This window comes from Parafrankia soli (assembly GCF_001854695.1).
GTDB classification, from domain to species: Bacteria; Actinomycetota; Actinomycetes; order Frankiales; family Frankiaceae; genus Parafrankia; species Parafrankia soli.
In genome coordinates, this window is record NZ_MAXA01000271.1 from 1 (window position 1) to 23,809 (window position 23,809).

17 protein-coding genes and 1 pseudogene are annotated in these 23,809 nt (G+C 69.8%); 12 read left to right on the top strand and 6 right to left on the bottom strand.

What is annotated here, in order from left to right:
* From BBK14_RS32420 to BBK14_RS32440, 5 genes and pseudogenes are all read right to left on the bottom strand, one after another.
* Positions 1–481, bottom strand: a 481-nt coding sequence (locus BBK14_RS32420; protein WP_157904375.1) for an RNA-guided endonuclease InsQ/TnpB family protein, incomplete at its 3' end; no start/stop codon positions are given.
* A gap of 348 nt (positions 482–829) precedes the next feature.
* Positions 830–2,242, bottom strand: coding sequence for a nucleotide sugar dehydrogenase (locus tag BBK14_RS32425; protein ID WP_071066959.1), 1,413 nt, complete (start codon positions 2,240–2,242; stop codon positions 830–832).
* Positions 2,243–2,296: 54 nt separating this feature from the next.
* Complete coding sequence (wecB, locus tag BBK14_RS32430) at positions 2,297–3,493, bottom strand: non-hydrolyzing UDP-N-acetylglucosamine 2-epimerase (protein WP_071066971.1); 1,197 nt, start codon at positions 3,491–3,493, stop codon at positions 2,297–2,299.
* Positions 3,494–3,555: 62 nt separating this feature from the next.
* Positions 3,556–4,657: pseudogene (locus tag BBK14_RS32435) on the bottom strand (GDP-mannose 4,6-dehydratase).
* Positions 4,658–4,702: 45 nt separating this feature from the next.
* Entirely contained in the window at positions 4,703–7,123 is a 2,421-nt protein-coding gene (locus tag BBK14_RS32440) for a bi-domain-containing oxidoreductase (RefSeq protein ID WP_071066960.1), read from the bottom strand.
* Between the two features lie 234 nt (positions 7,124–7,357).
* On the opposite strand from BBK14_RS32440, the gene BBK14_RS32445 reads away from it, so the two are divergent.
* The 12 genes from BBK14_RS32445 to BBK14_RS32500 all read left to right on the top strand — a co-directional run bounded on the left by BBK14_RS32445 (position 7,358) and on the right by BBK14_RS32500 (position 22,936).
* Positions 7,358–8,563 carry an MraY family glycosyltransferase gene (locus tag BBK14_RS32445; protein ID WP_083391407.1) on the top strand — a complete coding sequence of 402 codons (1,206 nt, stop codon included), beginning with the start codon at positions 7,358–7,360 and terminating at the stop codon, positions 8,561–8,563.
* A gap of 63 nt (positions 8,564–8,626) precedes the next feature.
* On the top strand, positions 8,627–10,045 hold the full coding sequence (locus tag BBK14_RS32450; protein WP_083391408.1) for a glycosyltransferase family 4 protein: 1,419 nt from the start codon (positions 8,627–8,629) through the stop codon (positions 10,043–10,045).
* 272 nt (positions 10,046–10,317) lie between these two features.
* Positions 10,318–12,183, top strand: a complete 1,866-nt coding sequence (locus BBK14_RS32455) for an FkbM family methyltransferase (protein WP_071066961.1) — start codon at positions 10,318–10,320, stop codon at positions 12,181–12,183.
* Positions 12,180–13,187, top strand: a complete 1,008-nt coding sequence (locus tag BBK14_RS32460) for a glycosyltransferase (RefSeq protein WP_071066962.1) — start codon at positions 12,180–12,182, stop codon at positions 13,185–13,187. Before BBK14_RS32455 ends, BBK14_RS32460 begins: the two co-directional genes overlap by 4 nt.
* Positions 13,184–14,308 (top strand): glycosyltransferase family 2 protein, encoded by a 1,125-nt coding sequence (locus BBK14_RS32465; protein WP_071066963.1) that lies wholly within the window; start codon positions 13,184–13,186, stop codon positions 14,306–14,308. The genes BBK14_RS32460 and BBK14_RS32465 overlap by 4 nt, the downstream gene beginning before the upstream one ends.
* Positions 14,309–14,334: 26 nt before the next feature.
* Positions 14,335–16,167 carry a heparinase II/III family protein gene (locus tag BBK14_RS32470; RefSeq protein WP_241832031.1) on the top strand — a complete coding sequence of 611 codons (1,833 nt, stop codon included), beginning with the start codon at positions 14,335–14,337 and terminating at the stop codon, positions 16,165–16,167.
* A gap of 42 nt (positions 16,168–16,209) precedes the next feature.
* Complete coding sequence (locus BBK14_RS32475; protein WP_083391409.1) at positions 16,210–17,061, top strand: FkbM family methyltransferase; 852 nt, start codon at positions 16,210–16,212, stop codon at positions 17,059–17,061.
* On the top strand, positions 17,058–17,963 hold the full coding sequence (locus tag BBK14_RS32480; protein ID WP_071066966.1) for a class I SAM-dependent methyltransferase: 906 nt from the start codon (positions 17,058–17,060) through the stop codon (positions 17,961–17,963). The genes BBK14_RS32475 and BBK14_RS32480 overlap by 4 nt, the downstream gene beginning before the upstream one ends.
* Before the next feature lie 113 nt (positions 17,964–18,076).
* Positions 18,077–18,988, top strand: coding sequence for an FkbM family methyltransferase (locus tag BBK14_RS32485; RefSeq protein ID WP_157904376.1), 912 nt, complete (start codon positions 18,077–18,079; stop codon positions 18,986–18,988).
* Positions 18,985–20,328 (top strand): oligosaccharide flippase family protein, encoded by a 1,344-nt coding sequence (locus BBK14_RS32490; RefSeq protein ID WP_131802483.1) that lies wholly within the window; start codon positions 18,985–18,987, stop codon positions 20,326–20,328. The genes BBK14_RS32485 and BBK14_RS32490 overlap by 4 nt, the downstream gene beginning before the upstream one ends.
* 19 nt (positions 20,329–20,347) lie before the next feature.
* On the top strand, positions 20,348–21,343 hold the full coding sequence (locus tag BBK14_RS32495) for a CgeB family protein (protein WP_083391411.1): 996 nt from the start codon (positions 20,348–20,350) through the stop codon (positions 21,341–21,343).
* 174 nt (positions 21,344–21,517) lie between these two features.
* Positions 21,518–22,936 carry a hypothetical protein gene (locus BBK14_RS32500; protein WP_131802484.1) on the top strand — a complete coding sequence of 473 codons (1,419 nt, stop codon included), beginning with the start codon at positions 21,518–21,520 and terminating at the stop codon, positions 22,934–22,936.
* A gap of 74 nt (positions 22,937–23,010) precedes the next feature.
* Here BBK14_RS32500 and BBK14_RS32505 read toward each other — a convergent pair.
* The coding region (locus BBK14_RS32505) for a transposase family protein (protein WP_241832032.1) at positions 23,011–23,809 on the bottom strand (799 nt) is incomplete at its 5' end.

Below are 23,809 nucleotides of genomic sequence, written 5' to 3' on the forward strand. Positions count from 1 at the left end.
GGCCGCGGGCGTTCCGCGACACCGTGACCCGCGAGGGCTCCGCACCCTCGGGCAGCGGACGCGACCAGACGATCGCCAGCGGCGCGTCCTGCTTCGCCAGCGTGATCCGACCGTCCCGAAAACTGAAACAGTTCCGGAAGTAGGTCGCCGAGTCGAGAGTCCTGCCCTTCTTCTTGAACGTCGGGTAGCCGGCGCGTTTCTGCCAGAAGTTCACATACGCGGTCTGGAGATTCCGCAGCGTGGCCTGAAGTGGACCTTTCGACGGCTCGGCGAGCCATTCCGTCTCCGGGTCGCGCTTCCACCCCGTGAGCATCCGGTCGGTCTCGGCGTGAGTGACCCGCCGCTGCTCCTGGAACCAGGCCCGGTGCCGTTCGGCGAGCGCCCGGTTGTACACGTAGCGGACACAGCCGAAGGTTCGCGCGAGCTGGGCGGCCTGATCGGGAGTCGGGTCGAAACGGTAGCGGTACGCCCGCTTCACCACCTTCGACCCCACAGATGCCAGCGTAGCGGGCACGCCTGTCACGCTGTCGTCGATGCGCTAACCCCGACCTGAAGGACAGGGCCCGCGCGCTACGCATCTCGGTCACGAGAACTCTCATCAGCTCCCCTCCAGGGCGCCCGGCAACCTTCGCTAACCTACAGAGAGAGTTCTACTACACAGAGTCACGACACTCGGGACCTCGGGGCAGACGAACGGGCGGGGCGCCGTTGCGTGGCGCCCCGTCCGGGTCATGACGACCAGAACGATCGGTTACAGGTTGAGATCCACCCCCTGACCCCTGGCGTCAAGCCGCGCTGGCAGTCGGCTCGGCGTCGGGCACGCCGTAGGTCACAGCGACTCGATGAGGACGCGGCGCGGCTCGGAACGAGGCGCCGGGACAACCGCCCCGACCGGAAGATCAGCCGCCGGCACGTCGACCACCGAGGCGCGCGCCGGACCGGACAGCATTCCGGTCTGCGTATGATCCACCGGCGCACCGGCGGCACCTGTGGACACGGCAGGCAGCCACCGGCGCGTGTCGAGGACGGCCGTGGCGTGACGCATCACCAGGTCGCGACAGAACGCGTCGTGGTCCACCAGCACGACCACCAGGTCGGCTGCCGCGATCTGCGCCGCGTCGGCGTCCACCAGCGCGACCCGTCCCGGCGCCTGCGCGGGGTCGATGTGCGGATCGGCCGCGAGGACCCCGGCACCGAGATCGGCCAGCAGCGCGGCCACTCGCGCGGCAGGCGACTCACGGGAGTCGCCGGTGTTCCTCTTGTAGGCCAGTCCGAGTAGAAGGATGCGGCTGCCACTCACCGAGCGTCCGCGCCGGTTGAGCATGTCGATCACACGACGGACCACATGGTCCGGCATGTGGTCATTGATGTCGTTGGCCAGTTCGACGAACCGGAAGCTGCGGCCGAGCCGTCGCCGCACCCGCCAGGACAGATACGACGGGTCGATGGGCAGGCAATGGCCACCGGCGCCGGGGCCGGGCCGGAACGGCATGAACCCGAACGGTTTGGTGGAGGCGGCGTCGATCGCCTCCCACACATCCACCCCCAACTCGTGCGCGAACATCGCGAGCTCGTTGACCAGGGCGATGTTGACGTGCCGGAAGGTGTTCTCCAGCAGCTTGGTGAGCTCGGCCGTCCTCGTCGAGGCGACCGACACGGTACGGTCCACCAGCGAGTCGTAGAAGGCCCGGACCGCCTCGAGCGAGGCGTCGTTGACTCCGGAGACGACCTTCGGCGTGTTCTCCAGCCGCCATGTCGGGTTTCCCGGGTCGATCCGCTCCGGGGAGTAGCCGAGCCGGAAGTCGTCTCCGGCGGTGAGCCCGGATCCCTCCTCCAGCAACGGCCCGAACAGTTCCTCGGTCGTCCCCGGATAGGTGGTCGACTCCAGCACCACTGTCGCCCCCGGTGTCACCAGCGGCGCCAGGCTGCGGGCCGCCTCGACGACGTAACCCAGATCGGGCGCGCCCTCCCGCAGCGGGGTGGGGACGGTGACGACCGCGACGTCGAACCCCGCGGCCGCCGCGAAGTCGGCCGTCGGCTCATACCGCCCGGAGTCGAGTGCCGCGGCGAGCCGGTCCCGCGAGACGTCCTCGACATACGACTCGCCGGCAGCGAGCCGCTTGACCCGCCCGGCGTCGACGTCGACACCGACCACCCGCCAGCCGGCCTCGACCGCGCGCATCGCCACGGGAAGGCCTACGTACCCCTGGCCGACCACCACCAGCTTTCCCGAAGAAGTCATGAACTTATTGTGACTCATTAAACACTGTCAGCTACGCAACAGCATTACGGTGTGTCACGCTCCGTGATCGACTGTCGATGCTGCCGGCAGAAGGTCGGACGCGGTCGCCGCCTGCCCACGCGGGCGCTCTCCGCTGCCGCGACGAGCCCGGCGTTCCAGGGTCCGCCCGAGCACCGCGGAKATCCGCCGGCCCGCGTGCCCGTCCCACAGATCGGGACAACGCGGCGGCGGCGGCCGGTCGAGCACCTCGAACGCGCCCGCGGTGATCGCCGTCGGGGAACAGCCCACCACCCGGTTCGTCCCCTCGGCGACCGTGATCGGCCGCTCGGTGCTCTCCCGCAGGGTCAGACACGGAACGCCCAGCACCGTGGACTCCTCCTGGACACCACCAGAATCGGTGAGCACCAGTCGCGCACCCATCTGAAGCGCGACGCAGTCCAGGTAGCCGGCCGGTCCGAGTGCCCGCACCCCGTCCGGCAGCCGCCCGGCCAGGCGGCCGGCGGTACGCGGGTGAACGGGGAACACCAGCGGACAGCGGCGCGCGATCTCGCCCAGTGCCGTGAGCAGCCCGTCGAGTACCGCCGGGTCGTCGACGTTGCTCGGCCGATGCAGTGTCACCAGGCCGTACTCCCCGGGGGTCAGGCCCAGATCGGCGAGCACGGGGCGGGAGCGGGCCCGCTCCCGGCAGGCGAGCAGCGTGTCGACCATGACATTGCCCGCGAGGTGGACCGACTCCGGTCGCGCACCCTCGGCGAGGAGGTGGACGACACCTTCGGGGCTGGGGGCGAACAACAGGTCCGACACACGGTCGGTGACGATCCGGTTGATCTCCTCGGGCATCGTCCGGTCACCGCTGCGCAGGCCGGCCTCGACGTGGGCGACCGGGACGTTCGCCTTCGCCGCGACGAGCGCGCACGCCAACGTCGAGTTCACGTCGCCGACGACCACGACGACATCGGGTGCGAGCCGCGCCAACAGCGGCTCGAACGCGGTCATCACGGCCGCGGTCTGCACCGCGTGCGAGCCAGAACCCGCCTCCAGATGGTGGTCGGGCTGCCGCAGCCCGAGATCGGCGAAGAAGACGTCACTCATCGCCTCGTCGTAGTGCTGACCCGTGTGCACGAAACTGGTTCGGGCACCGTCGGCCGCCAGCGCGTCGAGAACGGGCTTCACCTTGATGAAGTTCGGTCTCGCGCCGGCGATGACGACGGCGTGCAGGCCGGCCGCGGGCAGAGCGCCCTGGTCGGGCACCGACGCGTTCCCGGACCTCGGTGCCTTGCCGGGCACCGCCGGCACGTGGGCGGAGGCCGCGGTCACGGCGCCGCCGTCCGATCCCGCGCGAGGCCGTCGACCGGGTCGCGCCCGGTGGGCAGACCCGGCAGGGAGGAGAGCGGCCCACCAGCCGCCGGGTCCACGTGGGCCGGTCCCGGGTGGGAAGCCTCGGCCCGCTCGGCGGCGAGGTCGGCGTCGACCATCATCTCCACCAGCTCACGGAACCCCACCCGCGGCTTCCACCCCAGCACCTCACCCGCCTTCGACGCGTCCCCCACCAGCACGTCCACCTCCGCCGGACGGAAGAACCGCGGATCCGACCGCACGTACCCCGACCAGTCCTTGATGCCCACCCGGGCGAACGCCACGTCCAGGAACTCGCGGATGCTGTGGGTCTCGCCGGTGGCCACCACGAAGTCGTCCGGGGGTGTCCTGCTGCAGCATCCGCCACATCGCGTCCACATAGTCCCCCGCGAAACCCCAGTCGCGCCGCGACTCCAGATTCCCCAGGGACACCGAGTCCTGCAGGCCCAGCGAAATCCGCGCCACCGCCCGCGAAATCTTCCGCGTCACGAACTCGATGCCCCGCCGCGGCGACTCGTGATTGAACAACAACCCCGAACACGCGAACAACCCGTACGACTCGCGGTAATTCACCGTCAGATAATGCCCGAACGTCTTCGCCACCCCGTACGGCGAACGCGGATGAAACGGCGTCGTCTCCCGCTGCGGCGTCTCCCGCACCTTTCCGAACATCTCCGACGACGATGCCTGATAGAAACGCACCCGCGACAGGTCATTACCACCCGCGATCCGCAGCGCCTCCAGAACCCGCAGCACCCCCATCCCCGTCGTCTCCCCGGTCAGCTCCGCCTGCTTCCAGGAGAGCCCGACGAACGAGATCGCACCCAGGTTGTACACCTCGTCGGGCTGGGAGATCTCCACCGCGCCGATCAACGACGGAAGATCCGTCAGATCACCCTCCAACAACACGACCCCCGGCACCAGCCGCTCCACGGTCGCCACCTTCGGGTTCGACTGCCCGCGCACCAGCCCGAACACCTCATAACCCCGCCCAACAAGCAATTCCCCCAGATACAACCCGTCCTGGCCGGTGATTCCCGTAATCAGCGCGCGAGGCACGATCTCTGTTCTCCTGTCTCCGGGTCCACCCGGGTTACCCCTATGTCAGACGGATGGTTCGCTCTTTCCCCTCTGGGCGGCGGGAAGGCCGGCGCCGTCCAGAGGCGTGCTGTCCGGATCCGCTGTCCGCGCCGCCGGCACCCCGACCGCGCCCACCCGCCCCGTACCCGTGCGGGGAGCACCGGCCGGGTCGATGACAGCCGGGTCGGTGGCGGCTGCCTCCACTGACTGCGGAAGTCCGGTTGGCTGTGGAAGTCCGGTGCCGAGGCTCGCGGCGGCGGCGAGCGTCGCCCGGGACGACGCGATCAGCTCGGCCGTCACGTCGGTCGCGCCGCCGCGACACATCCGCAGGAACGCGCCGGCCGCCGCCCGGTGTCCCTTGTCCTGCGCGCCCTTCCATTCCGAGCCGCCGTCGACCACCAGCTCCCGGAAGTCGTCGATGCGCAGGTGACGCCGGCCGGCGAGAGCCTCGACCATCTCCTTCCGGCAGGCCCGAGGGCGGGCGGAGCTGTACGCGATGGTCGACAGGCTGCCGTCGACGTGCCGCAACGTCACAGCCAGGTCCTCGGCCAGCAGCGCCTCACCAGCGCGGCCGGGCATCGCTGTCGCCGCCTCGACCCGGCTGCCCGCCAGCGTCGCGCAGGTGTCGACGAAGTGGCAGACCTCGCCCAACAGCCGGCCTCCCTCGACCCGGTCGCCGTACCAGTGCTCGGCGGGTACGGGACCGGCCGCGACCCGGTACACCAGACTCAGCGGGCCGTCCCGCTCGGCCAGGCGCCGCCGGGCCGTGACGACCGCCGGGGAGAACCTGCGGTTGAGACCGACCATCAGCACGCCGCCGCCCACGGCCGCCGCCCGCTCGACCATCTCCAGCTCGGCCAGGTCGAGGGCCAGCGGCTTCTCGCACCACACGTGCCGGCCCCGTTCGAGTGCCGCCGCGGCCAGCCGGGCGTGCGTGGAGTGCGGCGTCGCGATCACCACCACGTCTATGTCGTCGTCGTCGAGCAGCTCGTCGACCCCGGTCGCGGCCCCCTGGAACCCATGCCGGTCGGCGAAGGCGCGAGCCGACCGTCCGCTGGCCGACGCGACACTGGTGAACCGGTCGAAACCGGCGGCCCGGAACGCCGGCAGCAGCACCGAGCCGGAGAAGTTCCCGGCACCGATCCAACCGACCCGGTCACCCCGGCGCCGGCCGGGCGGACCGACCCGACGCTCCACCCGCTGCGTTCGCTGTCCGACCTGCCGCGCGTCCCCCCGGGCGGAACCCTCGGTCGGGACGGCCCCCTCCGCGGGCGGAGCGCCCCCCGCGGAAAGGGCGCCCTCCACCGGCTCGGTCAGCTCGGCGCGGCGCGGGTAGTCGAAGCGGATGGCCAGGTACGGCTCCCGTCGCGTCGCCACCAGATCGTAGGCGGCCGCGGCCTGCTCGAGCGGGAAGGCGTGCGTGACCAGGTCGGCCACGGACAGCCGGCCGGCGGCGAGCAGGTCGAGCACCGCCTCCTGGTTACGGCCCTCCGTCCAGCGAACCTGGCCCGCTGGATAGTCCACCCCCCACTCCTCGTAGCCACGCTCGTACCGGCCGGGGCCGTACGACCGCGCGAAGCGCAGGACGAGCTCCTTCTCGTAGAACGGCGCACGCGTCAGGCCCAGCGGGACGTCCCCGACGACGACGAGCTGCGCCCGGTCGCGGGCGAACTCCGTCGCCCGCATCACCGGGTCGCCGGACCGGCCCGCCGCGCAGATCAGCACCGCGTCCGCCCCGCGCCCCCGGCTCCACTCCCGCACCGCGGCCGTGGTCGCGTCGCCGGACTCGCGCAGCGCCCGCACGCCGGTCGCGGCGGCGGCGGTCAGCGGCAGGTCCGCGAGGTCCACACCGGCCACGTCACATCCGCTGGCCAGCGCGATGCGGGCGGCGAGCTGGCCGATGAGGCCCAGCCCGACGACGACCACCTTCGCTCCCGGTCCGACCTCGGCCAGGCGCAGCCCGTGCAGCGCGATGGCGGCGATGGTCGCGAAGGCGGCGTCGGCCTCGGGAACCCCGTCCGGCACCCGCGCGCACAGCAGTCCGGGCACCGCCTGGAACTCGGCGTGGTTCGCCCAGCCCGCCCCGCCGGTGACCACCAGGTCGCCGGGCCGGATGCCCTCGACAGCGGTACCCACCCGGACAGCCCGACCGGCCCCGCTGTAGCCCAGGGGCAGCTCGGAGGCGAGCCGGTCGCGGACCGAGCGGACCGCCTCGCCGATCCCGTCCGCTTTGGCCTTCTCCGCCACTCTGCGGACGAGGTCGGGGCGTGCTCGCGCCTTGGCCAGCAGGCCGGACCGGGCGAGCGTCGTCACCGCCCGCTCGGTACCGGCGGACACGATGGTGGCCGCCGTCTCCACGAGTACCTMGGTCGCCCCGATGGAGGGAATCGGGGTGTCGACGACCCGAACCTCTCCACCGCCGGCGGCCTGGACCACCTGCCTCACCGGAGATCCCGGCCCATCGCCTGGACCTGCCGCGCGGAAGATCCGCGGCTCCGCAACGGGTCGGACACTCGCACTCGCATCATGCGGCGGAGCGTAGTTGATGCGTTACATTCAGTCGCGAACATCGGCCCTGCCGTGCCACTGGAGTGTCACACCTACCTGTGAGCGATCCGCCTTCGTCGGCGCCAGCGTGCCCACGCGCGGGTCATCACCGGCCAAACCGTAAGGAGCGACATGGTCGGAGCGGGAGCCGCGGCGTTGCTGGTCACCCTCGCGGCCACACCGGTCGTGCTCGGCGCCATGCGACGCCTGGCCGCCATCGACGACGTCAACGAACGCTCCTCGCACCAGGTACCGACCCCGCGGGGCGGCGGCATCGCGGTAGCCCTCGGCCTCTTCGCCGGCGTGCTGGTTCTCATGCTCGCCAGCGGTCGCGGCGACGCCCCCGACCTGCTCCCGATGACCGTCGGGGTGACACTGTTCGGTCTCATCGGTCTCGCCGAGGACATCGGCGGCGATGTGGGCGGCATAGCCCCACTGCACCGACTGGCGCTGCAACTGCTCGCCGGCATGGTGGTGTCGGCCGTGATCCTCACCAGCGTGTCCCTCGACACCGCGTCGATCCCACCCGTGGTGGCGCTGTCTGCCGCCGCGCTGATCGGCCCGCTGTGGGTGACGGGGTTCGTCAACGCCTTCAACTTCATGGACGGGATCAACGGCATCTCGGCCGCGCAGGCCGCAGTCGCCGGCGGTGCCCTCGTCGTCGTGGGCCATCTCCACGACGCGCCGGCCCTGGCCGCGGGCGGCGCCGTTCTTGCTGGGGCGGCGATCGGCTTCGCGCCGTTCAACTTCCCCCGCGCGCGGATCTTCCTGGGCGACGTCGGCAGCTACACCCTCGGCGCCAGCCTCGCCGTGCTCGCGTTGCAGGGCGTCATGTCCGGCGTCCCGGCCGAGGCGGTACTCGCGCCGATACTGCTCTACCTCGCCGACACCGGCGCCACGCTGGTGCGTCGGGTCCGGCGGGGCGAGCGCTGGTACCTGCCCCACCGCACTCACACCTACCAGCGGCTCACCGACGTGGGATGGACGCACACCCGGGTCACGGCTACGGTCGCCTGCCTCGTCACGACCGTATCGGGGCTGGGGCTGGTCGCCACGCGGGGTAGTACAGGTGTGCGGGTGGCGGCCAACCTCGCGATCGCAGTGATCGTTGCGGGCTATCTGAACGCGCCCCGGTTGGTCGCCTCCGCCCGCGCGCCCAGGCGTGCCCACCCCGCGACCGAGCCCGCTCCGATCGATGACGGCGTCGTCGGACTGACTGTCCCGAGGCAGCGACAGGCCACCGAGCAGCTCGCCCCTGGCCCAGCCGAGGTAGCTCCCGTCCCGGCCGAAGCAGCTGAGACGACCCAGCTACCCGGTCATCGTGACAATCATCAGTGAGCGCCGCAGGCCTGGTGAACGAACCCCACCGAGTCAACAGATCTGCAGGAGGTCGACTTCGTGATGCGTGGCTCCGGTGCCTCCAGGGTCCTGCTAGTCACCCACTACTTCCCGCCCGAGGTCGGCGCGCCGCAGGCCCGTCTCTCGGAGAACGCCCGAGCGTGGGCCGCCGACGGACTCGACGTCACCGTCCTGACGGGAATGCCAAACCATCCGACCGGGGTCGTGCCCGCCGCGTACCGCCGCACGCTGCGCCGGATCGAGCACGTCGACGGGTACCGGGTGGTCCGCACATGGCTTTACGCGACACCGAACGAGGGCATCGCGCGCAAGACGCTCGGGCACCTGTCGTTCATGGTTTCCTCCGTGCTGCTCGGCGCCCGCAGTGCTGGCCCGGCCGACGTGGTCGTCGTCTCCTCCCCCACCTTCTTCTCTCTTGGGTCGGCCTGGATGTTGGCTCGGCTGCGGCGCGCGCGACTGGTCGTCGAGGTACGCGACCTGTGGCCAGCKATCTTCGTCCAGCTTGGCGTGATCACGAACCGGACAGTCATCGCCACACTCGAACATCTGGAACTGGCCGCATACCGCGCGGCCGACGCGGTGGTGACAGTCACCGAAGGGTTCCGTGAGGACATCGTAAAGCGCGGGATCGAACCGGCCAAGGTGCACGTCATCCCCAACGGGGTCGATCTCACCCGGTTTCACCCGGACGCCATCGACCGGATGACCGAGACTCCGCGCATCCGTGCGGAGCTTGGCGTGCGTCCCGGTGAGCTCCTTGTGCTCTACGTCGGCGCGCACGGCATCTCCCAGGGACTCGTCTCGATCGCGGACGCCGCGGCCCGCCTCGTCGAGGAGAACGCGCCTGTGCACTTCGCGTTCGTCGGCGAAGGGGCCGACAAGCAGCGGCTCGCCGCGCGGGTCACCGAACTCGGACTCACGAGCACAACGCTGCACCCGGCGGTCACCCGCGACGAGGTACCCGGCCTGCTGGCCGCCGCCGACATTTGCCTGGTGCCACTGCGCGACGTTCCGCTGTTCGAGACCTTCATCCCCTCGAAGATGTTCGAGATTCTGGCCGCAGGCCGGCCCATCATCGGTTCGGTGCGCGGCGAGGCTGCCCGCATCCTCACCGAGGCGGGCGCCATGGTGGTGCCTCCGGAGGATCCAGACGCACTTGCCGCCGCCGTCCGGGCACTGGCCACGGATCCTCGTCGGCGTGCCGCCATGGGGCGAGCCGGACAGGCTCACGTCGCCGCCCACTTCGACCGCGCGCAACTCGCTCGCCGCTACCGCGATCTGCTCCTGGAACTGCTCCCGGAACTGTTCAGCGCCGATGTACCCGACGTCAGCGCACCCAGTGCCGACGCACCCGGCGATGACGTGCCCGGTGTCGGCATACCCGGACCTCGGACGGCCGGGGACAGGACCGCCCGAGGCGCCGAGCATTCCGGTCAGACGAGAGCCCGCCGACGAGCCTGAGAAACGCCGCTCTCCGGCAGGCAGACGGCACCGACTCGCCCGGTCTGAGTCGACCTCGACGGCTAGCAGTCATGACGTCGACACGCCGCACCGATCGACGCGCCACCCCAAGGGTCGATTCGGCTATCTTTAGAATACGAAGAGTAACCATCCAGGGCCTGTTCCCACGGACAGCGAGGACCGGATTCTGATGAGTAGCCGATGAGACTGTCGCCGCAGTACCGAGGGCCGTCTGTGGACTCCTCTCGCCGAACACATCCGGGTGTGGTCCGATGAAGCTCCTCGTCACCGGCGGAAGCGGCTTCCTGGGGCGCCGCGTCGTCACCCGAGCGCTGGACCGGGGACATAGGATCACGGTCCTCGTTCGCGGCGACCGGGCCGAACAGATCGTTCGCCAGCTCGGCGCGGAATCCGTCCGCGGCGACCTCGACGATCCGGCCGCCGTCGACCGCGCCTTCCACGCGGTCGCAGGCGACGCGTTGGTCAGCATTGCCTCACTCGGAACCGGACACGCCACGACGATCATCGGCGCGGCCGAACGCGCCGGTTCACAGCGTGCCGTCTTCGTCTCGACAACGGGGATCTTCACGACTCTGGACCCGCCCTCGAAGCAGGTGCGGACGGCGGCAGAGGAGACGATCCAGCGCAGCGACCTCGACTGGACGATCATCCGACCGACGATGATCTACGGGGGGCCGGACGACCGCAACATGGCCCGACTTCTCGCCCTGCTCGCGCGCTGCCCGGTACTGCCGGTCCCCGGCGGGGGTCATCACCTTCAACAGCCGGTGCACGTCGACGACCTCGCCGAGGTGGTTCTGAACGTGCTGACCACAGACGTCGCCGTCCGGCGTTGTTACAACATCGCGGGACCGACCGCGCTGACCTTCCGCGAGATCGTCACCGCGGCCGGCGATGCTGTGGGCAGGCGGGTCGTGTGCCTGCCGGTACCTGTCGGCCCGGTACGCGCGCTCGTCGGCGCATATGAGCGACGGGCGGACCGGCCCCGGTTGAAGTCGGAGCAGATCGCCCGCCTCGTCGAGGACAAGCACTTCCCCATCGAGGACGCGCGCACCGACCTCGGCTTTGCACCACGCTCGTTCACCGACGGCATCCGAGCCGAGGCCCGGCTGCTACGCGCAGCCGAGCGGCCCCGGGCCAGGTCGAGCTCCCTGGCCGCATTCCCGGCGACATCGACACCAGCGCGGACACCAGCACGCGGCAAGGTCCTCGTCTCGGACTTGCTCTGCATAAACGTGGTGGCCGGCCCGTATGCCGCGCTCCGGTTCGCCGCGGCGGTCGCGACGAACATCCGGGCTGTCGTGTCCACCGGCACCCTCACTGCCGCGGACGAGGCGATGGCCGGTCGCGAGTGGACGTTCCGCCCACTCGACGGGGTGAAGATCACGCTTCCCGGGACCGCGTTCGGCGGAGCGCGGGAGATGTACTGCAGGGGCGTCTACTTCGCGCTGCCCGGATACGCGCCGGCAGCCGGCGAGGTCGTCGTCGACCTCGGTGCCAACCAGGGACTGTTCTCCGTGCTGGCAGCCCGGGCCGGCGCCGATGTGATCGCCGTCGAGGCACAGCGCGGGTTCGCGGCCCTCCTCGCCCGGCATGCCCGGGCCAACGACGTCAGCCATCGCATCCAGCTCGTGCACGCTCTGGTCGGCTCGGGTTCGGGAGTGCTGTCCGACCCGGCCGCCCGGCGCACGGCCACGCACTGGGACGGTGAGGTCGAGGACCTGCGCCTCACCGATGTGCTCGAACGCGGCGGCGTCGACCACGTCGACCTGCTCAAGATGGACATCGAGGGATCGGAGTTCGCGCTCTTCGGAGATCCCGGCTGGCTGGCGGCAGTCGACCGGATCGTGATGGAGGTGCACCCGCCGTTCGGCTCGCCGGCGGCCCTGAAGGCCATCCTCGATCGCCACGGTTTCGACGCGACGCTCCTCGATAACGCTTCACGGGTATGCACCGACCTGGGCGAGGCGAGGTCGGGCTATCTGTACGCCCACCGCCGCTCCCGGATTCCCTCATCCCGCGGGCCAGCGGGAGGGACCTCCTCCGGATCCGCCGGAGTGACCGGGACGCGACCGTCTGACCCGCAGGCGGTGTCGGACGCCGGGGTAACCGCATGACCCCGGCGATCGGACGAGTCCTCGTCGACTGCGCGGGCGCCAGGATGGGAGGCGCGCTGCGGTTCCTCACCGAGTTGGACAGTTATCTGGCCGACCGCCCGTCGGCCGACGTCGAGGTGGTGGGCAGAGACCGGAGGGTCGCGCCGACCTGGCTGGCTCGCCGGGAAACCCTGGGCCGGCACCGGCGGTCCGTCGCGCTGAACAACGTCGGCTTTGTCGCCACCCGCGGAGAACGCTGGGTGCTTCTGCGCAACCTCCTACACTTCCTGCCTCCAGAGGAGATCGCTGCCATCCCCGGCGGGCTGCCGCCTGGGACAGCGCAGCAGGCCCAGATCATCCGCGCCTGCGCCCGACGGGCGGACATGGTGGTCGTGCCCACCACAACCATGGCTCAGCGGGTACTCGCCGTGCTGCCGGAGCTCACCTCCCGGCTGGCCGTACGACCCCATCCGCTAAGCCGCGCACCGGCGGCTGCCGTACGCGGACAGACCGGCGATCGCGTCGACCTTCTCTGCCCGGTGCTTTTCGCGCCTTTCAAAGCGATGGGCCGGCTGCTGCGCCCGGTCGACAGGGCGGCCGGGCTGGCCGCCCGGCAGACCGGGGCGGAGATCACGGTCTCGGTCACAGCGACGGCTTCGGAGGCCCATGCCGAGGGGCTGGCGGGCTGCCGCCACCTGCGGTTCGTCGGCCGGCTGACGCCCACGAGGCTCGCGGAGTTCCAGCAGAGCTGCCACGCGATCGTCTATCCCACCCGTATCGAATCGTTCGGCTATCCGCTCGCCGAGGCACGGCTCGCCGGCGTCTGGGCGATCGCCGCGGACTGCCCCCACAACCGGGAGGTCGCCGGCCCGGTGCTGATCGCCTACCAACGGGACACACCCGACGATCTGGCCGCGGCGATGGTCACCGCGCTGGGCGCGATCCCGGAACAGCGCGCCGAGAACCCGTTCGACCCCGTCCGGTACTTCGACTGGCTGCTCGACGCGCGCACGGCGGCGACATGATCCGCGCCGGAACCACGTCCCCGGCCGGTCCGCGAAACTGGCCGACCGCATACGGCACCGCCGGAGCCGCGGAAACGCCGGAGACGGACCATCCCGCTCCGGGATCGGTCCCCGTCACGACGATCATTCTGGCGCGAAACGAAGCCGTCAACATCGTCCGAGCGGTACGGTCCGCCAGCTGGTGCCGCCAGACCATAGTGGTCGACTCGGGCTCCACAGACGGCACCCCGGCGCTGGCCCGGGCGGAGGGCGCCGAGGTCGTGACCGAACTCTGGCGGGGCTACGCCGGCCAGCGGGAGTGGGCCATGCGCCATCCGGCGGTCGCGCACGACTGGGTGTTGTTCCTGGACGCGGACGAGTGGATCCCGACCGACCTCGCAGCCCAGATCGCCGACCGGGTCGGCGGCAGCGAGCATGCCGCCTTCAGCATGCGGCGCCGGCTGGCGTTCGCCGGCCGCTGGATCGCCCACTGCGGCTGGTACACGAACAGCTGGCAGGCCCGGCTGCTGCACCGCGAGCGGTGCTCCTTCGACACAACGGTGGCCTACGGCGAACGGGCCACCGTCCTCGGCTCGGTGGGCCGGCTGTCAGCCGACCTGATCGACGAGGACAGCAAGGGCATCCCCGCGTGGTTGCGCAAGCACGTCGGCTACGCGGAGCTGGAGGCACACCGTCGCGACGGGCCGAGGCCGTGGCGCCGGCTGCCCCGGATCCTGCGGGAGTCCCGGCGGTCGTCCCGGCCACTCGGGCGCACGCTGGCCAAGGAGATCATCTTTCCGCTGGTGCCGGCCAAGCCCGCCCTGCTCTTCCTCTACATGTACGTTCTGCGCGCCGGCTGGCGGGACGGCCGGGCCGGCCTGGTCTTCTGYCTGTACCACGCCTGGTACGAGCTCACGGTCGGCGTGCTCCGCACAATGCCGTCCGGCTCCACCGTGCCGGGCACCGCGGTCGCGACGGGCATCGCCGTCGGGAGAAGTGTCGCCACAGCAGGCACCGCGCCCGATGCGACTTCCCCCGCCCCCGCGGCGCTCATCCCAGGTCAGCGCCGGGACACCGAGAGACTCGCCGGGTCCGCCGGCGTGGATCCTGCAGCGCCGGCACGGGGCTCGGCACCGCGATGACCATGCTGGCTCCATTGGGGCGTTACGTGCGTACGACGCGCGGGCTCCGGCCGGATCAGATCGCCGCCCGCGCCCGCCTGCGGACCCAGCGCGCCCTGTTCGCCCGCTACCCCGCGGTCTGTGGCGCGCTGCTGCGCGGCGGCACGGTGGCGGGCGTCTGGCCCGCCGGGTTCGTGCCCTTCGACGGCCGGGTGAACGTCTCGGGTGCGACCGCCACGGAGATCGTCCGTGGCCGGCTCACCCTGCTCGGCGCCACCCGGGTGCTGCATCCACCGGAACAGGGACCCGAGCAGGCCGACTGGTGCCAGCGGGACGCCCCGCTGCTGTGGCGCTACCACCTCCACTACTGGGACTGGGCCTGGGCCCTGGACGCGGGGGACGCGGGGGCGGCGGAGGGCACGCCGGACGGGGCGACGGATCCTGGTCCCGCCCAGTCGAGGTTCGCCGCGCTGTACCTGTCGTGGCGTTCAGCAGCGACGATAGGACGGGGAGTCGCTTGGTCCCCCTACGTCGTCTCCCTCCGGGCCTGGACGCTGTGCGCACTGTCGGAGCGCCTCACCCGGCGGACTCCCGCCGAGGCGACCATCCGTCAGGATCTGGGAACACACCGGTCGTTCCTCCGGGCGCACCTGGAGACCGACGTCGGCGGCAACCACCTGCTGAAGAACTACAAGGCGCTCGCCGGCCTCGCCGTGGTCGCGGGCGACGAGCCGGACCGCCGCCGATGGGTCGACGCGGTGTGCCGCGAGGTCGAACGCCAGGTGCTCGCCGATGGCGGCCACTACGAACGGGCTCCCGCCTACCACTGCCAGGTGCTGGCCGATCTCGGTGACCTCGCCGGTCTGGTGGCCGCGACGGGCGCGGCGGTTCCGGGCGAGCTGACGGACGCGATCGCCGCGATGCAGCGCTGGCTGACCTCGGTGCTGGCCCCCGACGGCACCGTGCCGCTGCTGAACGACGGCTTCCCGGTGAGCGCCGCCGCCGTCCAGGAGCTGCTCGTGGACCCGGCCTGCACCGACCCCGCCGACCCTGCTGGCACGGTCGGGGCTAGCCCGGCTGGCCCGGCTGGCCCGGCTGGCACAGTCGCGGCTGGTAACACCGCGGCGCCGTGCGTGCTGCTGGCCGACAGCGGTCTGGCCGTGCTACGCAAAGGCCCCTGGCAGGTCCTCGCCGACGTGGGCCAGCCCTGTCCGGACGAGCTGCCGGCGCACGCGCACGCGGACACGCTCTCGTTTCTGCTGTGGTACAACGGCGTTCCAATCCTTGTCGACACCGGCACGTCCACCTACGAGCCCGGCCCGACACGCGACGCGGAACGCGGCACGGCCGCGCACTCGACGGTGATCGTGGACGGGGTCGATTCCACCGAGGTCTGGGGCACGTTCCGGGCCGGCCGGCGCGCGCGGCCCCACCTGGTTGACGCGAGCGACCATCCCGACGTCGTCGAGCTCACCGCCGGACACGACGGCTATCGCCATCTGCCCGGCCGACCGGTCCACTGGCGGACCTGGCGGGTCGAGGAGTCCGGAGTCCGGCTCGTCGACCGCATCACGGGCACCGGCTGGCATCGGATCGAACTTGTTCTCACGTTCGCGCCGGGCGCCGACGTGGTGGTCCGCCCGGCACGACCGGCCGGCGCCGGCACACCGGGCGCCAGGCCGAACACCGAAGAACTGCTGGTCGCCGCCGTCGGCGCACAGCGCCTGGTCGTCCGCACCGACGGAACGGGGCACTGGCGGGTGCGACGGAGCTGGCGCGCGACGCGATGGGGCGAGACCGCCTCGGCGCCCACCACCGTCTTCACCGTCGAGGGCCGTCTGCCGATCCAGCTGAGCACCGAACTCCGTCCCGCCCCCTGATGCACCGCCGACGGGTCGGACCCGTCCCACCGAAGGAGCACCGTGCCCAACCGGCCAGCTGTCCGCCACCTGGTTGAACGCCTCTCCCATCGTCTGGTGCTGCGGCGGCGGCTTCCACCGCCGTTCGAACGCACACGGATCTACACCTCCTCGGAGGGCGGACTGAAGTACATCCGCCGATCGCTCGCCGACGTCGACCCGGCGCTCGTCAGCTTCGTGCAGGAGCAGGTACGACCAGGCCACATCGTGTGGGACGTCGGCGCGAACCTCGGGCTCTTCACATTCGCCGCGGCCGAAATCGCCGGGCCGGGCGGCGCCGTAGTCGCCATCGAACCCGACACCTGGCTGGTCGACCTGCTCCGCCGATCTCTGCGCATCCCCAACGACCGGGCCCCGGTCGACGTGCTGCCGGCTGCGGTCGGCGAGTCGACCGGCGTCGGCAGGTTCTGTGTGGCCACCAGGAACCGCGCGACGAGCCATCTGCACGGATTCGGCACGACCCAGACCGGTGGAGTGCGCAGCGTTGAAACCGTTCCGGTCTTCCGACTGGACGATCTGCTCGCGCACTTCCCGCCACCGGATGTGGTAAAGATCGATGTGGAGGGCGCAGAGGTGACGGTCCTCACCGGCGCGCACCGGATGCTGCGGCAGGTCAGACCGGTCATCCTGTGCGAGGTGGTGACCCGGAACGCGGCCGCCGTGGCGAAGACTCTGCATAACGCCGGCTACCAGGTCCTGGACGCTTCGCTCCCGCCGTCTGGACGGCGCCCGTTGGCCGGCGCCCCGTTCTCTACCCTCGCGGTGCCGGCGGACGACGGCGGCGCAGGATCGACAGAGCGTGGCCGCGAGGCGGAAGCCCCCGTCGCGGCGACGTCCGGCGGGCGGTCGGCATGACGGCCACGACCGCCGGGCAACGGCTGTACGAGCGCTATGCCTCCACTCACTCCGGATACGGCAGGGTTGCCGACACCCGGCTGGTCTTCGGCCGCGACATCACGCCGTACCTGCCCGCCGACCGCGACACGGAGATCCTCGAACTCGGCTGCGGTCAGGGGCTGCTGCTCGCGCAGCTGCACCGGGCTGGCTACCGCCGGGCACGCGGGGTGGACATCAGCGAGGAGCAGATCGCGACGGCGCGGCGCAACGGCGTGCGCGAAGTCGAACACAACGACCTGCGGACCGCGATCCAGGCCGCGACGGGTGAGCTCGACGTCGTGATCGCCCTGGACCTGTTGGAGCATCTGAGCCGGGACGACCTGCTGGACGTCCTGGAACTCGTCGCGGCGGTGCTGCGCCCGGGCGGCATGTTCCTCGCGCGGGTCCCGAACGCGGCGAGCCCGCTCGCCGGCAACACCGTGTTCGGCGATCTCACCCATGAGATCTTCTTCACGCCGCGCAGCCTGCAGCAGGCGCTGCTGACGAGCGGATTCGTGGATGTGGACATCCGGGGGTGCGAACCAATCCCGCACGGTTTGAGGAGCACCGCCCGCGCACTGCTGTGGAAGGGATTCAGCGGTGTTATCAGGCTTGCGCTCGCCGCGGAGACGGGCAGTCACCGCGGTCACATCGTCACCCGGACCATGACCGCGATCGCCTGGGCACCCGGGCGGACCGACACCGCGCACACGCCTGTCGACAGCTCCCGACCCCGCACCACGCCGTCGAGCGCTGCCCGACGGCTGCTGTGGCAGGGTGTCAGCAGAATGATCATGCTGACGCTCGCCGCCGAGGGTGGTGGCCGCCGCGGACGGATCGTGGCACGCAACATTCTCGCGGTCGCCCACGCGCCACAGTGAAGCCGAGACAACCCCCAGAGTGCTACAGTCAGTAAAAACTGAGTTACTCATAGTAGGGGCGCGCCGGTAGCTCCGCTCCCGGGCCGTCGCAGATGGAACGGACCTACACCAGCATGAGAACGTTCCTTTCCAGTAATACCGGTCCGCTGCGCTGGCGGGCCGCCAGCGTACTCGACGCCCGGCTACCCGACATCCGTGGGCGCGACCGGGTGATAGGTCGAGTCCACGGCCGACGCCGATACAGTGGCCCGCTGTGCGGCACCCTTCACAACGGCCTCGAGTTCTGGTTCCCAGAGGCCACCGACGGGTCGGTCCGATCAATATTTTCCCTGCGCTACCGGCCGCCCGCGCTTGCACCGGTACTCGACGTGGCCCTGGAGCGGGGGGGCTGTTTCTACGACGTGGGGGCCAACATTGGCGTATACACGCTCTGGGCCGCTCCGAAGGTCGGTCAGGACGGGCAGGTACACGCATTCGAACCGGCGCCATCCACGTTCGAGAATCTGACCCGCCTGGTCCGGCTGAACGATCTGTCGAACGTGACGGCCGTCCCGACRGCGGTCGGAGCGCGCAGTGGTGTCGGCTACCTGCGGACCGTTGCGGGCGCCTCCGGGCTGGCGCATCTCACCTCCAACCCGGACAACTGCCTGGAGACGCCACTCACCACCCTCGACGACTATTCCGGCTGTCATCGTCCTCCCGCACTCGTCAAGATCGACGTGGAAGGCCACGAGCTGGCAGTCCTACAGGGGGCGACCGGCCTGCTCGGCACGCATCGGCCCGCCCTCGTCCTCGAGACGATCCCGGCGCACTGCGCGAGGACCGGTTCCTCGACAGGTGCCGTCCTCGACCTGCTCACGGCAGCCGACTACGAGGTGTTCAACCTCACCCCCGGTGGACTGCGCCCCGCGGTCGAAGGAGATCTGACCGTGAACGTCCTGGCCCTCTCCCGTGGGAACCGCACCCACGGTGCGGTCGCGCTGCGCCTGGCGACGACCAGGTTCGCGCGTAACCAGTGTCCGTGAGTCCGGGAAGACATCGTAGATGTCAGCCGACCTACCTTCGCGCTGTCACGCAGACGGCCGGTACCGGTATCCTCCGCGCCGCGGTGAGCACGATGGTCGGACTTGCCATCGCTCGGTTTCTGGGCAGTACCGGCCGAGGCACATTCGCCGCAGTCTTCGCCTACACAATGGCAACGGCCGCCATCCTGGAATGCGGCATCACCGCATCCGTCTGTTTCTACACCGCGAGGCTGCGGGATCAGGCCGCGGACGTCGTACGCACCGGCGCACGGTTGATTGTGGGCTGCGGCGCTCTCGCAGGTGCCATTGGATATCTTGCTGCCCCGCTGATCTTGCGCGGCCATCCGGAGGGCGGCGTCACGGCGCTGCGATTCGCGTTTGCCGCAGAGCCGTTGATCTTCCTTGGTGGGGTGTGGGCATCGTGCCTGCAGGCGACCGACGTCCGAGCCTGGAACCTGGCGACCCTGGTCCAGCCGGTCAGCTACGCGATCGCTGTGGYCGTGGTGGTGGTTCTCGGCCAGATGCACGTCCAGGGCGTGACCATCGCGCTGCTCAGCTCGATCCTCGCGCAGTGCGTCGCCGGTTGGCTCCTGCAACGGAGCCGGATCTCGAAGAACGGGCACTTCAGCCGCCGGCTGGTACGCCCGATGATGCGCTACGGGCTGATGAACCTGACCTCCCGCGTGCCGTACCTGTTCAACGCGCGGCTCGACCAGCTGATCCTCACCCTGATGGTGCCACCGGCCGCCCTGGGGAACTACGCCGTCGCGGTGTCACTCAGCCTGCTCCCCCAACCGGTCACGGCAGCGTTCGGCAGCGTCGCGATGCCCAAGATCGCAGCGATCCGGGACCGGGAGGCCGTCGTGGGCCAGGGCATACTGACGACGGCGGTCCTCGGCAGCACAGGCATCGGCGTCGCCGCATCACTCGTCGTGTGCGGCATCGCCCCCTTCCTGGTGGAAACGGTTCTGGGGCCGTCCTTCGACAATGTACTTCCGCTGCTGCTCGTCCTCGCCCCGGGCGCCGCGGTGTTCGGCACCAACAAGGTGATGGGCGACATCCTGCGGGGTTTCGACCGCTCGGGCACCGTCGCCCAGGCCGAGGGCCTGGCACTCGTCCTCACCGTCGGCCTGAACGCCCTTCTCCTGCCGGTCATGGGAGTGATGGGCGCCGCCATCGCATCATCGGCCGCCTACGGGGTCTCGTTCCTGCTACTGCTCCGAGCCGTGGTGCGCCAGACGAACACCACACCGGTCGCGCTGGCTGGACGGCTGCGAACCCGGGTCCGCTCTGCCAGCCCGCGGACCGCGCCCGTTCGGGCGGACCAGAATCCGAACTGATGAGAAGGATGGATCAGCAATGCGGGTGGGTGTCATCGGTCCTGTCTTCCAGGACAGCTTCGCCGAGAACATCGCGATGGGACTGGAGGCCTTCGGAGCCTCCGCCTACCGCCTCGGACCAGCCCAGCACCGCAGTCGACGAAAAGTCGTAAATCACAGCATCCACGCGCTCTCCAAAGCATTTCCGGCGACGCTGGAGCTCACCCAGCGGCGACTCACAAGAAGAGCGGCCGAACTCGAACTCGACGCAGTGATCACCGTTCAGGCCTGGCTCCTTCCGTCCGCTGTCACCGCGATGCGCCGATCCGGGACCAAGGTCTGCCTCTGGTATCCCGATGCAGTATCCAACCTACCGACGTCGATAGCCTTGTCACCGTTCGACGCAATCTTCTCCAAAGAGCCCGCTCTTGTCGATAGACTTTCCCGGACGCTGCGCCTGCCAGCGCATTATCTCCCCCAGGCGTGCAATCCGGCATGGCACCGCGTACCGGCCGATGTGGACGACGGGCCCTGCGACGCCGCGGGCCACATCGTGGTCGCTGGAAACGTCTACGGCACGCGGGCCCGAATTCTCTCGTTGCTCCTCGACCACCAGGTCCCACTGCAAATCTACGGCGGACCCATGCCACGGTTGATCACCGACGGGCGCATCCACAAGGCGCACACCGGGAGATACATCGCCCGTGCCGACAAGGCGCGGGTGTTCCGCCGCGCGGCAGGCGTCCTGAACAGCATGCACCCCGCGGAGATCGACGGGGTGAACTCCCGGCTGTTCGAAGCTGCCGGCTGCGGCGCGGCGGTACTGACCGAGCATCGCCGCGAAGTTCCGAACCTGTTCCGCCCCGGAGACGAGGTGCTGTCCTTTCACGATTTCGACGAGTTGCTCGGCCACATCAAGATGCTGGTGGACGAGCCCAGCACCGCACGCGCGCTGGGTGACGCCGCGACCGCCCGGGCGCACGCCGACCACACCTACGACAAGCGTCTCGCCCGGCTCCTCGAGATCCTGATCTGAATGACATCGGCCGGACGATCGATGCATCCGACCCCGAGCCACGCACCGATAGTCGCCGGATGGCCCACACCGGGGTCTCCTGCCACGCACCGCTCCGGATCCTGGTCCTGGCCGGTCGGGGCGGCGGCAGTACTCGCCTCGGGAGTGCTGCTTCTGGTCGAGGGCGTGCGCCCGATGACGATCCCGGACCGGATCACCCTCCGATGCGTGAGCCTGATGCTTCTTACCGTCGGCGGTCTGGTCGTGGTCGGATCACGCCGCAACCGGTCCCTGGGGCTTGGCTCGATGCACACCGGAAGCTGGTATCTGGTCTGGTTCGGAATCGGGTTTGGCCTCACCTCCCTGGCCTGGCGGAGGCAACAGGGAGACGCCAGCGCCCGCATCGCGCAGGAAAGCGTGCTCCTGACGCTACTGTTCCTTCATGCGGCGCTGATCGCGTGGCTTCTGGGTTACCTTGTTGGCCCGGGGTGGCTCATGACTCGTCTCGGCCGGCGAATCGCCAGCGGCGCTGTTCGGGTCGATGAGACAAGAGTCCGCGGAACAAGCACCCCCTGGATCCTGTTCGGAATCTCCGTTCTGGGGCGTCTCATCCAGCTGATGGGCGGTAGGTTCGGCTACGTCGGAGATCCGTCCCAGCTACTCACCAACCCGGCGTCGACTGGCCAGCTCGTGAGCGTCATGTTCCAGTGCGGCGACTATGCACTGATCGTCGCGGCCATCGCGTTCGTCCAACAGCGAACGGCCGTTTCCCGGACGACCCTGATCACGCTGACGGCGGCTCAGGTCCTGCTCGGTGGTCTCGCCGGCGGCAAGCAGTCCTTCATCCTCGCTGTGCTGGCACCGGCGATGGTACTCGCCGCTCACGGCCGCTTCCCCTGGAAGGTCACATCGGTAGCCCTGGCCATATTCGTCGTAGGTTTTGCCCCCTTCATTCAGGCGTATCGGGAGAACTCCCGGAGCGCCGACTACACGCTGGCGCCCTCGGACGCCTTCAGGCAGGCACCAGCGGTGCTGGAGAACACGCTCGCCCAGGATGAGACCAGCAGGTTCGAAGCCACCATCGACCTCATGTCGGAACGGACCCGCCAGATTGACAGTTTCGCCGTGGTGGTCCAGACGACACCAACCCAGTACGCCTACCGCCCGCTGACCGACTACCTGTATGCGCCGGTACTGGGGCTGGTCCCCCGGATGATCTGGCCTTCGAAACCGGTCATCAGCTCCGGTGCGGACTTCGCGCGGATCCACTTCGGTGCCGGTCCCGGCATCCACACCAGCGCCGCCATACCGCCTGTCGCGGATCTCCACCGACACGGCGGTCTCCTCGTCTTGCTCGTCGGGATGTTCGTCATAGGAGTGAGCGTCCGGCTTCTTGACCGCACTCTGCATCCGCGGCACGATCTCCGACTCGCGGTCATCTACTTTCCCTTCTTCATCCAGTTCATCAAGTCGGAGGCCGACATCACAAGCATGGTTGCGGGTCTGCCTGTCACTCTTCTCGCAGCTTTCCTGGTCTGTCGGCTGGCATTCCGCCCTACCGCCGACCCCAACCATCCGGCAAGCCCTCCGAACCTCACGGTGAAGCCGGCGTGACGGCGTCGGAAGAACCCCGGCTGGGCGTGCTCGCAACCCATCCCATCCAGTGAGCATTTTCAAAGTAGCTTTTTCTAGATTCCTTCCTGTTCAAGGACGAGGACGGCCTGGGCGAACTTGCCGACACGGCGTGGGCAGCCGCGGAAGCGGTTGAGGACCCGCCAGTTCTTCAGTACCGCGAACCCACGCTCGCCTGGTGCGCGGGTGGCCGCCTGGGTGCGGTTGATCTCCTTGAGCATGTCGGAGAGCTCGCCGTTCGCGGGCTTCTTGTAAGGGAGGAGGAGATGGTCGCTCTCGCCGCCGACGTACCCCTTGTCGGCGAAGAGATGGATGGTCTCCGCGCTGTTGATCACGTGGAGGATGTCGTGCATCCGGGTGGCCTTGAGGTCGTGGATCGAGCCGGGCAGTCCCTCGGAGATCCAAATCATCCGGCCGTACGGGTCCATGAGGCCCTGCAGGTTGATCCCGTGGTACTTGTGCTTGCCCGAGTAGTACAGCCGGTTGTGCGCGCGGACACGGTTGGTACGCACGACGGTGCCATCGAGGATGAGGAAGTTGCTCTGGGTCCACGCAAACATCCAGACCGCTGCGAGCAGGCTGCGGCCACGGGTGGCGAGCAGCTCGACGGCCTCGCGGACGTAGTTGTAGACGGTGCCGACGCTGACCTGGAAGCCTTCGGCGAGTTGCTCGTAGGTGTCGCCGTTGCGTAGGTGCGCGAGTACGAGGAGCGCYTGGTCGTGTGGCGGCAGTTTTCGCCAGGTCTGCCGCTGGGCGCGGTCGTCGGCCAGCAGGGTGGCGAGGAAGTTCAGGGTCGACTCGGACAGGGCGATGGCGCCCGGGTAGGCTAGCAACGGAAGTCCTCGGTCAAGGGCA